At 44.8% G+C, this 17,227-nt stretch carries 13 protein-coding genes; 2 read left to right on the top strand and 11 right to left on the bottom strand.

The genetic code is table 11. The annotated features are described in order from the left end of the window. Nucleotides 1–108: 108 nt before the first annotated feature. From CI960_RS06405 to rbsK, 9 genes are all read right to left on the bottom strand, one after another. On the bottom strand, nucleotides 109–3,552 hold the full coding sequence (locus tag CI960_RS06405) for an alpha-L-rhamnosidase (RefSeq protein ID WP_005858059.1): 3,444 nt from the start codon (nucleotides 3,550–3,552) through the stop codon (nucleotides 109–111). A 94-nt stretch (nucleotides 3,553–3,646) separates the two neighbouring features. After that, entirely contained in the window at nucleotides 3,647–5,047 is a 1,401-nt protein-coding gene (gene fumC / locus CI960_RS06400; RefSeq protein ID WP_005858061.1) for a class II fumarate hydratase, read from the bottom strand. A 150-nt stretch (nucleotides 5,048–5,197) separates the two neighbouring features. Beyond that, on the bottom strand, nucleotides 5,198–6,130 hold the full coding sequence (locus CI960_RS06395) for a glycosyltransferase family 2 protein (protein WP_005858063.1): 933 nt from the start codon (nucleotides 6,128–6,130) through the stop codon (nucleotides 5,198–5,200). 5 nt (nucleotides 6,131–6,135) lie between these two features. After that, entirely contained in the window at nucleotides 6,136–6,516 is a 381-nt protein-coding gene (locus CI960_RS06390; RefSeq protein ID WP_005858065.1) for a GtrA family protein, read from the bottom strand. Then, nucleotides 6,503–7,252, bottom strand: a complete 750-nt coding sequence (locus CI960_RS06385) for a hypothetical protein (protein WP_005858067.1) — start codon at nucleotides 7,250–7,252, stop codon at nucleotides 6,503–6,505. Before CI960_RS06385 ends, CI960_RS06390 begins: the two co-directional genes overlap by 14 nt. Before the next feature lie 90 nt (nucleotides 7,253–7,342). Then, a complete protein-coding gene (locus CI960_RS06380; protein WP_005858069.1) occupies nucleotides 7,343–8,344 on the bottom strand; it encodes a GRP family sugar transporter in 1,002 nt (333 codons plus the stop codon). A gap of 7 nt (nucleotides 8,345–8,351) precedes the next feature. Further along, complete coding sequence (locus CI960_RS06375) at nucleotides 8,352–9,356, bottom strand: nucleoside hydrolase (protein WP_005858071.1); 1,005 nt, start codon at nucleotides 9,354–9,356, stop codon at nucleotides 8,352–8,354. Between the two features lie 13 nt (nucleotides 9,357–9,369). After that, on the bottom strand, nucleotides 9,370–10,926 hold the full coding sequence (locus CI960_RS06370) for an ADP-ribosylglycohydrolase family protein (RefSeq protein WP_005858072.1): 1,557 nt from the start codon (nucleotides 10,924–10,926) through the stop codon (nucleotides 9,370–9,372). 22 nt (nucleotides 10,927–10,948) lie between these two features. Then, nucleotides 10,949–11,872 carry a ribokinase gene (gene rbsK, locus CI960_RS06365; protein ID WP_005858075.1) on the bottom strand — a complete coding sequence of 308 codons (924 nt, stop codon included), beginning with the start codon at nucleotides 11,870–11,872 and terminating at the stop codon, nucleotides 10,949–10,951. Between the two features lie 228 nt (nucleotides 11,873–12,100). Here rbsK and CI960_RS06360 point away from each other — a divergent pair, with 228 nt between their 5' ends. Further along, nucleotides 12,101–13,621, top strand: coding sequence for a hypothetical protein (locus tag CI960_RS06360; protein WP_005858077.1), 1,521 nt, complete (start codon nucleotides 12,101–12,103; stop codon nucleotides 13,619–13,621). Between the two features lie 20 nt (nucleotides 13,622–13,641). On the opposite strand, the gene CI960_RS06355 is transcribed toward CI960_RS06360, so the two are convergent. After that, nucleotides 13,642–13,995, bottom strand: coding sequence for a helix-turn-helix domain-containing protein (locus CI960_RS06355; RefSeq protein WP_005858079.1), 354 nt, complete (start codon nucleotides 13,993–13,995; stop codon nucleotides 13,642–13,644). Between the two features lie 166 nt (nucleotides 13,996–14,161). Between CI960_RS06355 and CI960_RS06350 the strand changes: the two genes are divergently transcribed. Beyond that, nucleotides 14,162–14,692, top strand: coding sequence for a DJ-1/PfpI family protein (locus CI960_RS06350; RefSeq protein WP_005858081.1), 531 nt, complete (start codon nucleotides 14,162–14,164; stop codon nucleotides 14,690–14,692). A gap of 104 nt (nucleotides 14,693–14,796) precedes the next feature. Here the strand turns inward: CI960_RS06350 and CI960_RS06345 are convergent, their stop codons facing one another. Then, nucleotides 14,797–17,145, bottom strand: a complete 2,349-nt coding sequence (locus tag CI960_RS06345) for an ABC transporter permease (RefSeq protein WP_094582294.1) — start codon at nucleotides 17,143–17,145, stop codon at nucleotides 14,797–14,799. Between the last annotated feature and the right edge of the window lie 82 nt (nucleotides 17,146–17,227).

Below are 17,227 nucleotides of genomic sequence, written 5' to 3'. Positions count from 1 at the left end.
CGCGAGCCCCGTATTTTTCCAAGATTCGACCGCGCACCCGGCGCGAGGTCCCGCATTTCTCCAAGATTCGACCGCGCACCCGACGCGGGCGGGATATTTGGGAAATATTCAATCCACGTATATCCGGTAGCTCCCCGATCCCAATCGGTACACAGCCTTCCCATCCTTCAATCCCACGGGCGTGATCCCCTCCTGCCCTTTCTCCATACGAACGGACTTCTCCGATTTGGCGGGCAGATATAAGGTAGCCGTCGTATTAGCGGGAATGGTTGCCTCGTATATATAGCCCTTCTTTTGGATTTGCCATCCACTCTCGATACGGCCATAGGCGGAATCGTAATGACCCCGGATGAACGAGAAGGTTCCGCCGATACGGGGTTGAAGGATGATGTGCTTATAGGCGGGTTGTTCCTCATCCCGCTGGATACCCAAGGTATAAGCTATCATCCACTCCTCGATAGCGCCATACGAATAATGGTTGAAAGAGTTCATATCCACAGGGCCGAAGCCATTTACCAACGTGTAGGAATTCCAACGTTCCCAAATCGTGGTTGCGCCTTGCAGGACAGGGTATAGCCATGAAGGATAGGCGGTTTGCTCAAATAATTTATAGGCGACATCGTCATAACCATTGTCGGATAATACCAAATTCAGGTAAGGCGTACCGATAAAGCCAGTGGTAAGCGTATAATTATGTTTCTTGATATTCTCTACCAGATGCCGGATCGCCAAGGGTTTGTTTTTCTCATTGAACAGATCGAACTGGAGAGGAACCACGTATGAGGTCTGCGTATCCACGATCTTCGCCTCGGTAGCCGCCGTTCCGGGCCACATACCTACTTGCGAATCCTTGCCAAAGATAGATTCCACCGTCGGGGCGAACGTGCGTCCTTCCTCGTTTACGAACAAGTCGTTAAAGGACCTCTTCACGTTCTCGTAGAAAGTACGGAAACGCCTTTGGTCCGCATCCTTCCCTAAACGTTTCGCTACCTGCTCCATAATCAAAGCGTCGTAGGCGGAATAAGCGGTGTTCGTCAACATGGAATTCGTCGGCTCGATAGCCAGCCAATCGCCGAAACCACCGAAGGGCTGTACATAGCGTACGGCACGACGCTCCAAATAATCCATATAAGCGACCATGGAAGCGTAATGTTGCTCCAGAATACGCACGTCTCCGTATTGTTGATACATTTGCCACGGTACGATCACGCCGGCTTCCATCCATCCCATGGCACCTCCGCCATCCTCCGCGCCGTGAGGCGGGAAACCGACCACGGGTATATAGTTCGCGTAACTACCGTCATCTCCTTGATTATCCCGGACCGAGTAGAGCCAACGGGTGTAAAACGGATCGACATTCATATTATAAGTAGCCGTACGAGCGAATACCTGCGCATCCCCTGTCCAGCCCATACGCTCATCCCGTTGCGGACAATCGGTCGGAACCGACAGGAAATTACCCCGTTGGCCCCAAATGATGTTATTAAACAAACGGTTGACACGCTCGTCCGATGTCTCATAACCGCTCGTCCGCGCACCGATAGATTCCAGCACGATCCCTTTCACCGCCTCCAAGGGTAACGGCCTCTCCAACCCGTGAATCTCCACGTAACGGAAACCATGGAACGTAAAGCGAGGCTCATACGTCTCACCCGCCGCATCCCCTCTCAGGATATAGCGATCCGTGGAAAGGGCGCTCCGGTAATTATCCGTATAGACTTGCCCTTTCTTCTCCTTATACATCGCGATCGTGTACGGGGCGACCGGCTCGGTAGGGATCGTTTCCGGATAATTCATCTCCCCGAAACGGATCGTGATTTCCTGTCCGGCCTTTCCCTTGAAAGTCAGACGGGGAACACCGACCATATTCTGCCCCATATCATAGACATAGACGCCGGGAATAGGCTCTACCATGGACTGAGCGGTCAGGGTCACATTATTTTGTATCGGGCTGCCTACATATCCTTGGATCTCCACATTTACCGGAGGAGCGGCGAATAAGGTCGCCGGTTTCCATGACGAGTCATCAAAACCCGGAGCATCCCAGCCGTTCACCTCTTTCCGGGCATCATATTCCTCTCCATTCTGAAGGCCGTTAAAAGTGATCGGTCCCCGGTCATAACATTTCCAGCTATCATTCGTAACGATCGTCTCACGAGTACCGTCGGCATACTCGATCACGATCTTTCCCAATAAGGACTGGCGGGTTCCGTATTGATCCTGCCAACCGGTAAGGAAACCGCTATGCTCGCTCCACCATCCGGCGCCCAACATCGCCCCGATACCATTATCGCCCGGTCGTAGCAAATCCGTTATATCATACGTATTATACATGATACGGTAACGGTAATCCGTCCAACCCGGATTCAGATAATCCTTTCCAACCTTCTGCCCGTTCACCGAGAACTCGTAGACACCCCTAGCGGTAGCATATAAACGGGCGCTCTTGACCGGTTTCTCTATCTTTATCGTTTTCCGGAGCATGGGAGCGGATACGTTCTCGCCCGGATACCAGACATTGAGCTTTCCCTCCCCTTTCTCCACATAAGTCTCGGCAGGATTGTACAGAAGCGTATTCCACGTATCCTCGCTGATACGCAAGTTGGAGAATGTAGCGGTCTGCCCTTTAGGTTGCAGGAAACCGATCGCGTACAAACGGCAATGATAAACCAACTCTCCATCCGGATAAGGATACACGGTGAAAGCCCCTTCCTTGCCTCCCCAGAAATCACCACGGCTCTTCCGTTCTTTCTCCTCGGGAGTCAAAGAGGAATTCACCAAGGTCTTTCCATCGATCTCTATATCCACGAAATATTTCAAGGCATATTGGGCCGTCGTCACCTTCAACCGGATATGATGCGCCTTATGCTTATCCGAGGCTGGGATGATGGAGGCCAGACTCTCCGAGGCGTCTTGCGTCGTTTTTCCATCCGTGGTATGGCGTAGAATGAAACGGGCGTCCCCCGAACCATTCAAGTCCAGTTCAGCAGACACATAATTATCAGCGTCCCTCGCCCCAAAGACAAATGCGGCTTTATCATTACCCTCGGCCACCCGCACATCATAGTCGATCACATAATGCGAGCGATATTTGGAGAGTTGTGTCTCCGACGAGCCGATCCAACGGGCGCCACTCCATCCGGAACCCAGAAGACCGGTCTCGAACCACGCAGGCTCGGTGGAGGTAATTTCCGTTCCCGATTCATCCCATACGGAAACTTTCCAATAATAGCGAGTGGAAGGTTGCAATGCTTTTCCTTGATAAACTACGCCGACCGATTCCCCGGAAAGAACCTTTCCCGAATCATAGATATAACGCCCGGCAGCCAATTGCTCCGGACTATCGGCCACCCATAACCGATAAGCCTGCCCACAGGCCCCATAGCGATCGGACTCCATCTGCCAGTTAAAACGTGGCTGACTGACATCAATTCCCAGTGGATTGGTTTGATACTCAACCTGTAGGTTCTTCAATACGGTAACCGCACCCAGAGGTAACCATCCGGCCAGCAACCCTAAGATTATAGACAAAATACATCGTGTGCTCTTCATAATACAAAGAATTAAAATGATAACGGTACAAAAATATCCATTATTATCTTAACTCTTTGTTTCATTTTTGGGAGAAGATGTAGCAGTTTTGACACTACTCAATCTTTCCTACCATCTTGGACGGGTCTACCCAACGATCAAACTCCTCGGCGGTCACATAACCGGACTCGATAGCCGCCTCCCGCAAAGTCTTATTTTCTTGATAGGCTTTCTGGGCGATAGCGGCGGCCTTGTAATATCCTATTTTCGGATTCAAGGCGGTAACCAGCATTAAGGAGCTATCCAGATGGCGTTTGATGTTTTCGTTCACCGGGGTAATGCCTTTTACGCAATGTTCGCTGAAATTCAGGCAACCGTCACCAATCAAGCGGGCGCTTTGCAAGAAGTTCGAGATAATCACCGGCTTAAATACGTTCAACTCGAACTGCCCGTTGGAGCCGGCTATCGAGATTGTCACGTCGTTACCCATTACTTGAGCGGCGATCATCGTCAATGACTCGCATTGCGTAGGATTCACCTTTCCCGGCATGATGGAGGAACCCGGCTCGTTCTCCGGCAAATGGATCTCACCGATACCGGCACGAGGACCTGAGCCCAACATTCGTATATCGTTCGCGATCTTCATTAAGCTGACCGCTACGGATTTCAAGGCTCCATGCGCCTCAACCAAGGCATCATGGGTAGCTAGGGCCTCGAATTTATTCGGAGCGGTTACAAAAGGAAGCCCAGTCAACTCTGATATCTTCTTAGCGACACACTTGTCATAATTGACCGGGGCGTTAATACCGGTCCCAACCGCCGTACCTCCTAAAGCCAATTCGGAGATATGCGATAGGGAATCCTTTACTTTCCGTATACCATATTCTAATTGAGCCGCATAGCCACTGAACTCTTGCCCCAATGTCAATGGAGTGGCATCCATAAAATGAGTCCTCCCGATCTTCACGATCTTCATGAACTCCTCACTTTTTAGCGCCAACGCACGATACAGACTCTCCAATCCCGGGATCGTCACCTCCGCTATCACCTTATAGGCGGCAATATGCATAGCGGAAGGAAACGTATCATTGGAGGATTGCGATTTATTCACGTCATCGTTCGGAAGCAGCACTTTCTCCTTATCCGTTAGCTTTCCTCCGGTCAACACATGCGCCCGGTTGGCGATCACCTCATTGACATTCATATTCGTCTGGGTCCCGCTCCCCGTTTGCCATACAATCAAGGGGAAGGAGTCATTTAATTTACCCGCCAAGATCTCGTCGCATACCTTACCGATCAACTCGCATTTCTCCGGAGACAAGACACCGGCGTCTTTATTAGCCAAAGCCGCTCCTTTTTTCAAGTAAGCGAACGCCTCTATCACCTCTTCGGGCATCCGGCTAATATCGGTGGCGATCTTGAAATTATTCACGCTCCGTTGTGTTTGCGGCCCATAATAAACGTCCGCCGGCACTTCCACCTCACCTAAGGTATCTTTCTCTATTCTATACTTCATGACACATAAGTTTTATTAATCTCTTCTATGTATAAACTATCTGGATATCGAATTGTTTATGTTACATTCACGAGTATATCATGAAAAGACATTTATCATGGAACAGAATTCAGATCATAGAGAAACGGCTTATTTCGCCTCCGATGTTTTTTAATAGTTTTTCTTCTCGTCAATAATGTATTCGGGACGGGCCTTGATCTCGTCAAAGAGGATACCGACATATTGCCCTAACACGCCGACCGTCAATAACTGTACACCTCCAAAGAAGATAATGGAAGTCATGATAGAAGTCCAGCCAACCTCGGCGTTACTAAAACCATAGATCTTGCCCAACGTGAACCAAACCGCCAAGATTATACCGACCAATACGGATATAAACCCGAGACTCGTCGCCAAACGCAACGGCTTCTTCGAGAAATAAAGCATTGCCGTCGACGCGAATTTCAGCATCTTACTAATCGGATATTTCGTCTCGCCGGCGATACGCGCCTCACGCTCATAATAAAACGGCACTTGGTGGAAGCCCACCCAGCTTATCAAGCCACGGATATATTTTCCCCGTTCCTTAAAACGGTCGAACTCATTCATCACCTTCCGGTCCACTAAACGGAAATCTCCTGTATCCAGCGGGAAATGGACCTCGCTCATATAATTCATCACCCGGTAAAAAGCCTTGGAGGTGAACAGCTTGAAAAGACTCTCCCCTTCCCGTGACTTACGGACGCAATAAACCACGTTGGCATTCTCTCTCTCCTGCACTTCCAGCAGATCCGGAATCAATTCCGGCGGATCCTGCATATCGGCGTCGATGATAATCGCCAAATCAGCGTCACAGTTATTGATACCCGCCGTTACCGCCGGTTGATGACCGAAATTCCGGGAGAAGTGAATCACCTTCACATGAGGATCGGTAGCGGCTATATGATCCAACAAAGAACGTGTCTTATCCTGACTACCATCATTTATATAGATAATCTCCGTAGGGTTCGGCAACTTTACCAAGACCTCTTTCGTACGCCGATACGATTCCTCGATCACGGCTTCCTCGTTGTAACACGGGACTATAACCGCTAACTTCTTCATGCCTTTTAAGCTTTAAAGGTATAAAACTTATTTACTAAAAAATTAATCACCGTATAGAAAGCCATTCCAATCAAGTGGTTGTAGTAATGATCGATCGTAAGTCGGGAATTCAAGATCAGTACCAATCCGTACTGTAAAGCATAACAAATAATAAAAGCGATCGTGAACCGAACCGCCCCTTTCGTCCATCCGGTGGAACTTCCCTTGAAAGTCCATTGCTTGTTCCAGATGAAACTGTTTAATATGCCTGCCACATATCCCGTTAAGTTAGATAAACCTTCCCGGCATCCGAAGAGTTTCATCATCACCCAGATAACGATCATCGTTATCAAGGTATTGCTCAACCCGACTACACCATACTTAATAGCTTGCTTAATCGTCTCCATTCTTATTTATAATCTCGGAAACCTCCTCCGCTGTCAATTCCTTGACATTCGTGATCGTGAAAACATTCGAGAGGAAATCGCCGTATTGGTTACATTCATTGATCACCCGATCCAACGTGGCTTTTATATCCGTACGCACCGGGATCAAGAACACCAACTCCACATACTGCTCACCGATCGTCAAACGCTCGATCTCGCAGTCCGTTTTCGGCAGATAATAAGCGAACTCCCGCTCGATTGTCTGCCGCTGATATTCTTGGAAAGGTTTCTTGCCTTTAGACGTCATCAAGACATAGAAACGCAGCTTCTCCCCTTTTCCTCCCAAGCCGGTCGAGATATAAATTTGTTTCTCGTCGGAGAAATCGGACTCTAAGGAGATACGAGACTCCATCAAAGCCATGTAGGCCCAATCTGTCACTTCTGGGTCCGGATGCTGGGTGTATTCCTCCAACAAGCGGTACGCACGGACGGATTTCGAGGTAGCCAATTGAGATAACAGATATCTCTTCTCGGGCTTGTCCTTGGTTTCCTCCGTCAACAAAGTGTTGTACAGGGTCTCGCACTCATCCTCCGATAAGGGACGGGGAGGCCGGTTTTCCTTCCGTACGTTTTCCGAGTATTTGAAATACTCCATCTGAAGTTCAACCGGCACACGCTGTTCTAGTATATGGAAATGTCCCTCCATCCTACTGAAGGAATCACGGAACTTTTTGAATACATCACCTTCTTCTTTCATAGATCGTCTTTTTTTCGTTATTAAACTCCCATAAACAAGAAACAAGAACAAAGGTAATGTTTTTTCCGGAATAAATAAAAATAACGTTATTTAAGCTCCCGCATAAATTAAGAACCCAAGTCCGATCACGAATAAAATAAACATCCCGACATTCAGACGATTGGAAATGGCTGGTGCTCCCTTGAACTCTTTCCAGATAAGGATGCCCCATAAAGCGGAGACTAGCGTAGCTCCTTGCCCCAATCCGTAAGATATAGCCGCTCCCGCTTTCTCTGACGCTATCATACTGAAAGATTGACCGATACACCAGATAACACCCCCCAATACACCCACGAGGTGCGTACTCATATTTCCCTTAAAATAACCGCATATGGAGACAGGCTTACCTTCCACCGGATGTTTCATTGCCAATGTGTTAAACAAGAAATTACTAACAAATACTCCTATGGCAAAAACAAATACGGCGGTATAAGGCGTCAACTTCCCGGGTGCCGGAGAAGCGAAATTCTCCATATCCATGGAAGCGGCGACAAAACGATAGAAAAAGGCCATGATCACGCCGGCCACAACCGATATAAGGATCCCCTTCCCCGATACTTTCTTGGTACCGACCAAGGCTTTCTTATAAGCCAGGCCATTCAAGATGATGGCGACCGTGATTAAAGCTACACCGATAAAGATATAAGTTGGTTCCCCCTTCGCCGCCCCGAAATAGTTAACCAATACGCCTAGCACCAAGGCTAATCCGATCCCAACCGGAAAAGCAACCGACAATCCGCAAATGGCGATCGCCGCAGACAACAAGATATTGGCAGCATTAAAAATAATACCGCCCAAAAAGGCACTCCCTAAACTAGCGAGGTTCGCTTGCGCCAAATCCGGCAGGAAACTGCGTCCTTCCGTCCCGATGCTACCCAAGGTAAAGCCGGAAATCAGAGAAAAGAGCAAGACACCAATCACGTAGTCCCAATAGAAGAACTCATATCTCCAAGTCTTGGAGGCTAATTTCTGCGTATTCCCCCACGATCCCCAACAAAGCATCGTAACGACACAGAATATGACAGCTAAAGAATAATCTTGTACGATATACATAAAAATACTATTTAATAGATCGTTGATGCATCATATAATTCTCTATCAAGGAAGCGACCTCCGTAGGCGGCATCTTCTCGATCAAACGAAGATCACGGCCATTGGGATTTGCCACCCAATTGTTAGTCCCCTCATCATCTACGACATGAAAGGTTCCTCGCTCTACATCGAAATAAGGCTCATAACCTTTTATAGCGACCAATACCGCCGTATGATCCCAGCTCATGCGCCCTTCCGGGTCTCCCTCCGCAAAACAAAGGGCATACGCATCTTTTACAGGACTGTTCTCCACGTTCATTTGCACCAGTTTCTTTCCGGTCAAGATTACGTTCCCGATCTCAAAACCGCTAAAGACAATCTCTGTAGGCCATTCCTCCGCTACGACTTTAGAGGCAGGGACATCGCAATACACATTGAATTCTTTACCTTCCGGAAACAGGCCCGCCATAGAAACCAAACGTTTCACTTTCTTGGCGACTAATTCCTTTCCGGAGAGATCGCTATATTCATCAGCTCCCGATTGAAGCAAATCCCTTAAATTAGAGAAGAAACCAATCGTACAAATAACAACGCTGGTATCCGGTTGTTCGCTCAGAATCTTACGATACACCTTCAGGGCATCCGGAGCGTCGGAAGTCTTCGCCGTATGATGCGGATAGTTAGCGGGTAACTCGTCAGTCCACTTCGTTTTATGCCAAGTAGTCAAGGAGGCCCCCGGTTCGCTCTTTGGTGCCCCTACCGGTATGTCCGGACGGTTGAAATAAGTATTCAGCACCTCAATGCAAGGCACCACCCGCTCATCATGGTTGGAGGAAAGAGTCGCAAGAATATTTACCTGACCGCTATCCGCCAAGGCATGCATCAAGGCCATAGCGCCCACATCATCATAGTCCGGACCTAAATCGGTATCTAGAATAAGATTTACCGGTTGAGGCTTATCGGTTTGAGAAACATTCCCCTTACAGGAGATAAACAAGGCGAATAAGCCCATCAGAAACAATGATTTCTTCATAATCTTTATAATTTTATTGGTGAACAATCTCTTTCGGAGCATCCGAGTAAATCAGTATCTCACCGAAATGTACGGAGACATCATTACGTGGATTTAGCCATTTAAACGTAGCCGTATGTTTTCCCTTGGGCAGCTGATACTTCCAAAACAGGTCGTTCCTACGAGTCGTATAGGATGCCGGAAGGTTCGCCGTCTCAACCAGCTCCCCATCTAGGTACATCTCTACTTTCGCTACGTATTTATCATCTTTAGCGTTCACAAAGCCTTTGAATACGGCGCCTGTTCCCTCAAATGGAAGTTCTCCTACATCGGACAAATTCTTATTAACCGCCACTTTCTCTATCGGATACATACCCTCGAAAGCCTTCTCGTAACGAACGGCTACAGGTTGCTGGCATTTGATCGTCACCTCGTCACCTGAAACGGAACCGCCGTTGCGCTCTATCACTTGCAACGCTTGATCGAAGCCCATTTGGTAAGTCTTATTCAATGAGATGGTCGTATAGGCAAAATCCATATTCTCCACCTCTCTCAAGTTCTTCATCCAATAATCCGGTATACGGCTATAACCAAGGATTGTTCCTAAGATACCACCCGCAGAGGCTGGGTTGCAATCCGAATCTTGTCCACAACGGGTAGAGATATCCAATGTCTTATAGAAATCTCCCTCACCATAAAGCAAGCCGATAAGAATGTATGCGCTATTGATCACGGCATCGATATTGAACGGAACGAAAACGCCATCCGGACAACCAATATCCGAGCTCCATTTCTTCTCACACTCAAACCAAGTGCGTTTCCAATCGTCCGGATATTCCTTATGCCAGCGGATCACATCGCTCATACATTTATAATAGGTACTTTGCTCCGGTATCGTCTTTAACGCCTCGGTCACGATAAACTCGATATCATCCGAGATAAACGATAACGAATACATCGCCCCGACATACACACCGCCGTACCAACCGTCTCCGTAATTCATGATATGCCCGATCTTATCAGAAATCTCGGAAGCCGTATTCGGCATACCCGGCGACATCAGTCCGGCATAGTCCGCCTCGATCTGATAATCCAGATCATCCGCATGAGGGTTATTCAGCCAATGGCCGGACGCCGGAGGCATGATCCCTTGCAAAATATTATAACGTGCCGACTGGTTAGCATGCCATAACGTATATCCCGCCGTAGCGAACGCCATGGCGAATGAGTCCACAGGAGCGTCCAATCCCAACCGGTCAAAGACATCCACGAATGTAAGGTCCATATAAACATCATCGTACAATCCGGGTACATTCTCGTACCACCACTTGATATATCCGTCCGGCCATACGATCGGTACGTATTCTTGAATCATCGTTCCGTTATATTTGAACTCCGTCGGACCGCCATACGTACAGCCTATGGTTTGTCCGGCCCAACCTCCCTTAATCTTATCCATCAACTTTTCTTTACTAATCGTAAACTCAGCGGGCACCGTCGTTTGATCCTTTGCCGAGGGTTGTTGGGAACATGAGGTCGCCCCTAGAAATAAAGAGGCTACCGTTATCACCGCAAATACTGTTTGTTTCATAATATTAGATTGTTTTTATAGATTAATCAAAAATATCCACCTCATTCCGGTAAGGAACAGAAGATTGCGCTCCCACACGAGTCACGGAAATGGCGGAAGCTTTGCAAGCGAATCTCACGGCTTCCCTTAAATCCCGCCCCTCAGCCAAAGCCACCGTTAAAGCGCCGTTGAAAATATCCCCGGCGGCAGTAGTATCAACGGCTTCCACTTTTATCGCAGGAACCATATCTACCATGGAATCACAATAGATCAAAGCTCCTTTTGAGCCTAAAGTAACGATTACGTTCTGTACTCCCATCTCCATTATAACTTGCGCAGCCTTCTTTGCGGAAACCTCATCCGTGATCTTCACGCCAGAGATCATCTCTGCCTCTGTCTCATTCGGGGTAATCATATACAGATGCCGGAGTAACGTAGCCGACAAAGTTTGAGCTGGAGCCGGATTCAATATTACCCGTTTGTTCTTCTTCGATGCCATCTTAGCGACAAACTCGACAGTATCCATAGGAATCTCCAATTGCATTAAAATCAAATCGGCTTTTTCTATCGCCTCTTCCGATTTCGCTAAATCAGAAGGTAATAGATTAGCATTAGCTCCGGAGGCCACCACAATACAGTTTTCAGCATGAGCATCCACCGTAATCAACGCTACGCCAGATGGATTCTTCGGATCTGAGAAAATATAGGAAGTATCAATCCCCTCTTCCTCAAATAGCTGCTGGGATTGATGTCCGAATATATCACTGCCTGTTTTACAAATAAACGAGACCTGTCCCCCTAACCGCGCAACAGCAACCGCTTGATTCGCTCCTTTCCCACCCGGGTTCATAAAAAATGTTCCGCCTAATACCGTCTCTCCCGGACGAGGGAGATGATTCGTCTTTACGACCATATCGGTATTGCTACTTCCAACAACCAATATATTATGATTCCGTAAGTCTTTCATGCTTTTCTCTTATTAATCATTCGTTTAACAAAAATATCATATATTCCGCTTGGTACACCAGATTTCATGTTAATTTAAATTCATTCACCGATGTCGCAAATATAAAAAGATCCAAAATATAAAAATCATCAATTAATCTTCATCGTAGATAAACCCAAATCGATATATTTGCATCATACAATTTCTCATATTCACTATATATCAAACACTTGATAACATCAAAAGTCCATGAATAACACATACATATTATTAATGCTTGTCAACACCTTGACAAAAGCTGAGAAAAGATATTTCCATCTTTGCGCAAACCTTCAAAACGGTGATAAGGTATACCTCACCCTTTTTAATCTAATAGACGCTAATACGTCTCCCGAACAGCTGTATACACGCTTTTGTCAGATTCAAGACGGGAAGAGTTTCGAGACCGCAGTCAAACATTTATATCGGGTACTTCTAGAATGTTTAGTTAGACTAAGAGAAAAACAGGATGTCCAAACAAGAATTTTCAATTATATATCAAAGGCTGGCGTATTATTCGAACGAGAAATATTTGATGAAGCTTTCATTGAATTAGATAAAGCAAAAAAATTAGCGATCACTTATGAAAATGATTCCTTGCTTTTATTGATTCGGAGAACGGAACTGAAATACTTAAGCGCTCTCGATTTTAAAACAATCTCAGAAAAGCAGCTGGTAAACAAGCAAATGAAAATCAATGAAGTATTAAAATACGCAAGAACCCTTAATCAACATACACAGCTATACGATATTCTTAAACACCGTTTAATTAACAAAGGCTATATCCGTTCCGACAAACAAAAAGAGGATTTAAACGATCTCGTATTGAGCGAACTCCATTTAATCGCAAACAATTCCTACCAAGGATTCGAAGCGCAAAAGTTACATTTGCTATTCCAAGCCACTTATTATCTTAACTCCGGCAATTATAAATCGGCTATCCGATATTACCAAGAGCTTATCAACTTATTTAACGACAACCAACATTTAATATTAAATCCTCCTATCTACTATTTAAGTGCCATACAAGGTATTTTAGACAGTTTATGTATTGCCGGATTATATCATGAAACTCCCTTTTTCCTTTCTAAACTAGAAGAATTAACACAAAATGAGTACTCCACTGAATTCATCTTACATCTGAAAACCTTGATATATATCTACAAATCCAATAGCTTGTTACAAGCCGGAAACTTTGAACAGGCCTTAGAGCTAAGGGATAAGCAAGAAAATGAATTACTAAAAAAAGTAACATCATTAGGACTTGAGTCTCAATTACGGTTATATCTAAGCTTCGCTGTATTAGGCATGTATACGAAAGATTATGTACAAGCTCGCAAATACATGAAAAAGATATTTAGTTTGGGAAAGTTATTTTGCGCATTTCCTTCTTACAAGATAGCAAGATTGGTAAATCTTTTACTCCAAGCAGAATTAGGCAATTATGATTTCTTTGAGAACGAAATTATTTCCATCAAAAGAAACATCCGCTTCGAGAAACAGACTTATATCACAGAAAAGTTAATATTCAAGTTTATACAGGGCTATCCGCTTCCATCATACGAGAAAGCTAGAAATAAACGCTGGCTACAATACCAAAAAGACATTCAAAAAATCGAACAAGATAAATATGAACGCCAACTTTTAAAGACATTTGATGTCCTTGCTTGGATTGAGAGTAAATTAACCCAACGGTCGCTGGCAGATATTTTTGCAGAAAAAGCTCACTGATAGATTAATGCCAGAGCAAGTCATGACGTATGTAAAACCCGGCTTTCCATAATACCACTCATCTGCTGCAACGCCCAATCCACCAAGCCTTGGATATGGGGAATAAGACTTAATCCTCTTTCCGTTAAGCAGTATTCTACTCGGGGAGGAACTTCCGCATAGACCTTTCGTTCGATCAGACCATCCGATTCCAACGTGCGCAAGGTTACGGTCAGCATACGTTGCGATACATCCGCAATGGTTTTATGGATATCACTAAAACGCATGGTACCGTTAGCACTTAAAGTGATAAGCACTAGCATAGACCATTTATCTCCTAGCCGGCTCAATACGTCTCTTACGGGGCAATTCCCTGTCGGATGAAAGTTTTTCATTTTTTAACCTTTTCTATTTACTTGAATCTCAACAATGGTTACATCCATGTAAGTTCCTTATTTATAAGTGCCTTCTTGTTTTCTCTAAAAAAGGGGCTTACTTTTACGCCACAAAAGTAATAAACTTACGAAAAATAACTATTGTATCACTTAATAATTTACGATTATGGCAAAGAAAGTAGCAGTTTTAGCGGTAAATCCAGTAAATGGATTTGGTTTGTTCCAATATTTGGAATCATTTTTCGAGAATGGCATTACTTATAAAGTATATGCGGTAGCCGATTCAAAAGAGATCAAAACGAACTCTGGCATAGCTTTGACAGTAGACGATGTGATCGCTAATTTAAAAGGGCATGAAGATGAATACGACGCAATGGTATTCGCTTGTGGCGATGCGGTTCCTGTTTTCCAGCAGAACGCTAGCAAACAATACAATATCGATCTAATGGATGTGATTAAGAATTTCGGGGAAAAGGGTAAAATTATGATTGGACATTGCGCTGCCGCTATGCTCTTCGACTTCACCGGAATCACGGAAGGAAAGAAGCTAGCGGTACATCCGTTGGCTAAGCCTGCCATTAGCAAAGGACAAGCAACAGATGAGGATTCCGTAGTCGATGGCAATTTCTTTACAGCGAAAGAAGAACATTATATCTGTACTATGATGCCTCAAGTTTTGGAGGCCTTGAAGAAATAAGTTCTAAGTATCTTAGCTTCATCAGCAAAGTATCTTAAGTTCGTCGGCAAAGTAACCTAAGATACTTTGCCGATGAAGTTAACTTCGTTGCCGATGTAAGTTGCCTATAACATATCCACCGGATTCTCATTCGCCGCCCTCCAACTTTGGAACGTGACCACTCCTACCGTCAGGATACTGATCCCTAGCAATGCGACAAAATAAATCAAATAACCGACAGGGGCTTTCTCCATAAAATTACTGGCCCATCTCTCCATAAAATAATAGGAAACTGGAATCGAGATAACAAAACTAATGAGCAAGACCTTTAAATAGACTTTATTCAAACGATATAGTATCTCACTCACGAAAGATCCATACACCCGCCTTATACCAATTTCTCGCCGCTGATAGTGGACATCAAACAATACCAGACTTAAAATACCTGCCAATGCCATCCAGATAGATAAAACACTGGATAAAATAACCCGGTCGCCAAACTGGATTTCTTTTTCATACAGATGCCGGGAGAATGTATCGCAAAACTCAAAATCAGGTAAACATGAAGGGGAAAGTTCGTTGAGCATATTCCTAATATAAAGTAAAACATTCCCTTTATCAGCCCCCGGCATCAACTTTATATAAGCGTAAGGCATATATAATTCTTCATTCGTCACAAAAGCGACAGGATAAGTAGCTAGCGACTCCGATGCTTTATGTGTGGAAGCGATCACCACCTCATCCGTAAATCCTAATACCCGGGCATCATTCCCCCAAAAGGTTTTCATACGGTCACCCACATGAAGGTTTAATTGCCTTTTCGCTTTTTGGTCAAAAACCAAAAGTAACTCTTTATTCCTCCCATCTTCCATCCTTGAGACACGTCCCTCGTTCGCGGTAATATCCATAAGGGATAAAAAATTAGGTGATACATTCAAATAATAAAAATAAATAGTCTCTCCATTAAACTCTGCGGCCCCGCCAAGATTCTCATTAGTCGCTCCTATCTTACTAGCGGCGAAAGCCACATCCTCAATTCCCGCATAATCACGCAAACGGTTGGTAAAATTCTCTTTATATTTCTCGGTTATCTCCTTATTCAATTCTACGACAACTACATTATCATTCCCGAAACCAAAGGAATGACTCCGCATTGTCTCTATCTGCTTATAAATAAACAGTGACAGGACGATCAATATAATTGAAACCGTATACTGAAAACCAACCAGACATTCCCGCATTCTTTTTCCCTTTGGAGACAAACCGAAAGAACCGTTCAGCACGATTCGCTGAGGAATAGAAGTCGCATAAATAGCCGGATATGCACCGGCCAATAGTCCCGCACACAAAGCCATAAATAATCCACCCAAAAAAACTATTCCCTTCATATGAAAGCCTCCTCCAATGCAACCTTCATAAACCAATAACAGCAACAAGGATATAGCATAAGACAATAACGCAAAAAGAAAAGACTCCAACCAAAGAAATCCACGCAACCACCGTACCGAGTCCCCTAGAATTTTGCGGATGTTAATACTTTTTATTCTTGCCGGAACCAATGCCATTGTAAAGTTTATAAAATTAATCACTGCTATCAATACCACTAGAAACGAGGCGCTAAACAACAAATCTGTTTGTCTTTTATTCCCTGATTTTATGTAAGTAACGCTATTCATATCATTCATATAATAAATATCGCATAAATTCACCAAACGGGTCTGTACCTCTTGGAGCCTCTCGTATTGCTTGAAGGGGAATGCTTGGTTAAACTGGGAGCAAATGAGATCTTTTTGTGACGGATCATCTAAAAGGACATAACAAAGGAAAATCCAGTTATCCCAATCATCCATACAATAAGTCGACGATAAAGAAGTATAAATGGCATTATTCAATTGTGTGTTTTCCGGGAAATCTTTATAAACTCCTCCTACGACTAGTGATTTCCGTTCCTTGCTCCAAATCTCTTCTTCCGCAAGCAACTCCTTACCAATAGCCGATGACTCGCCAAATATCTTCCGTGCCATACTCTCCGGCAAAAGGCATTTCTCCGGATCATCTAAGCAATCCAGTGAACCTTCCACCAATTGGAAGTCAAATATAGAAACGATCCCCGGAGTACAGGTTATCACCGGTTCCTTATAACCTTTGAGAATCTCGTCCCTCCTGATCGTAAAATAAACTTCCCCTACGTAAGGATTTATGATCGTACTTTCCAATATATGTGGAGAAGACGAGGCGAACGCTTGGGCAAAAGGCAGGATTTGCGTAGGCCATTGACTTTTACTTGTCACACAATCCAATCGATAAATAGCCTCGGCTTTCGAGTGTATTTTATCAAAAGTTCGTTCGGATTCCGTACGGATAGCTACGCTATCAAATAAAGTAAAGGCGATAACGAGGCCGCATATATTTAGTGTTACCGCCATTTTATTTACCTTCAACGTGATAATAAAATTTCGATATATAGAGTTCATGATACGCTTGTTTTTCGTATATAATAAATTGACACAATTCTCCCCTATACCCTTAAAGACAGGGCATAATCATGTCTAATCC

This window comes from Parabacteroides sp. CT06, assembly GCF_002257605.1.
Lineage (GTDB): Bacteria > Bacteroidota > Bacteroidia > Bacteroidales > Tannerellaceae > Parabacteroides > Parabacteroides distasonis.
The sequence above is the reverse complement of the archived record's forward strand: the minus strand, read 5'-3'. Positions and strand labels throughout refer to the sequence as shown.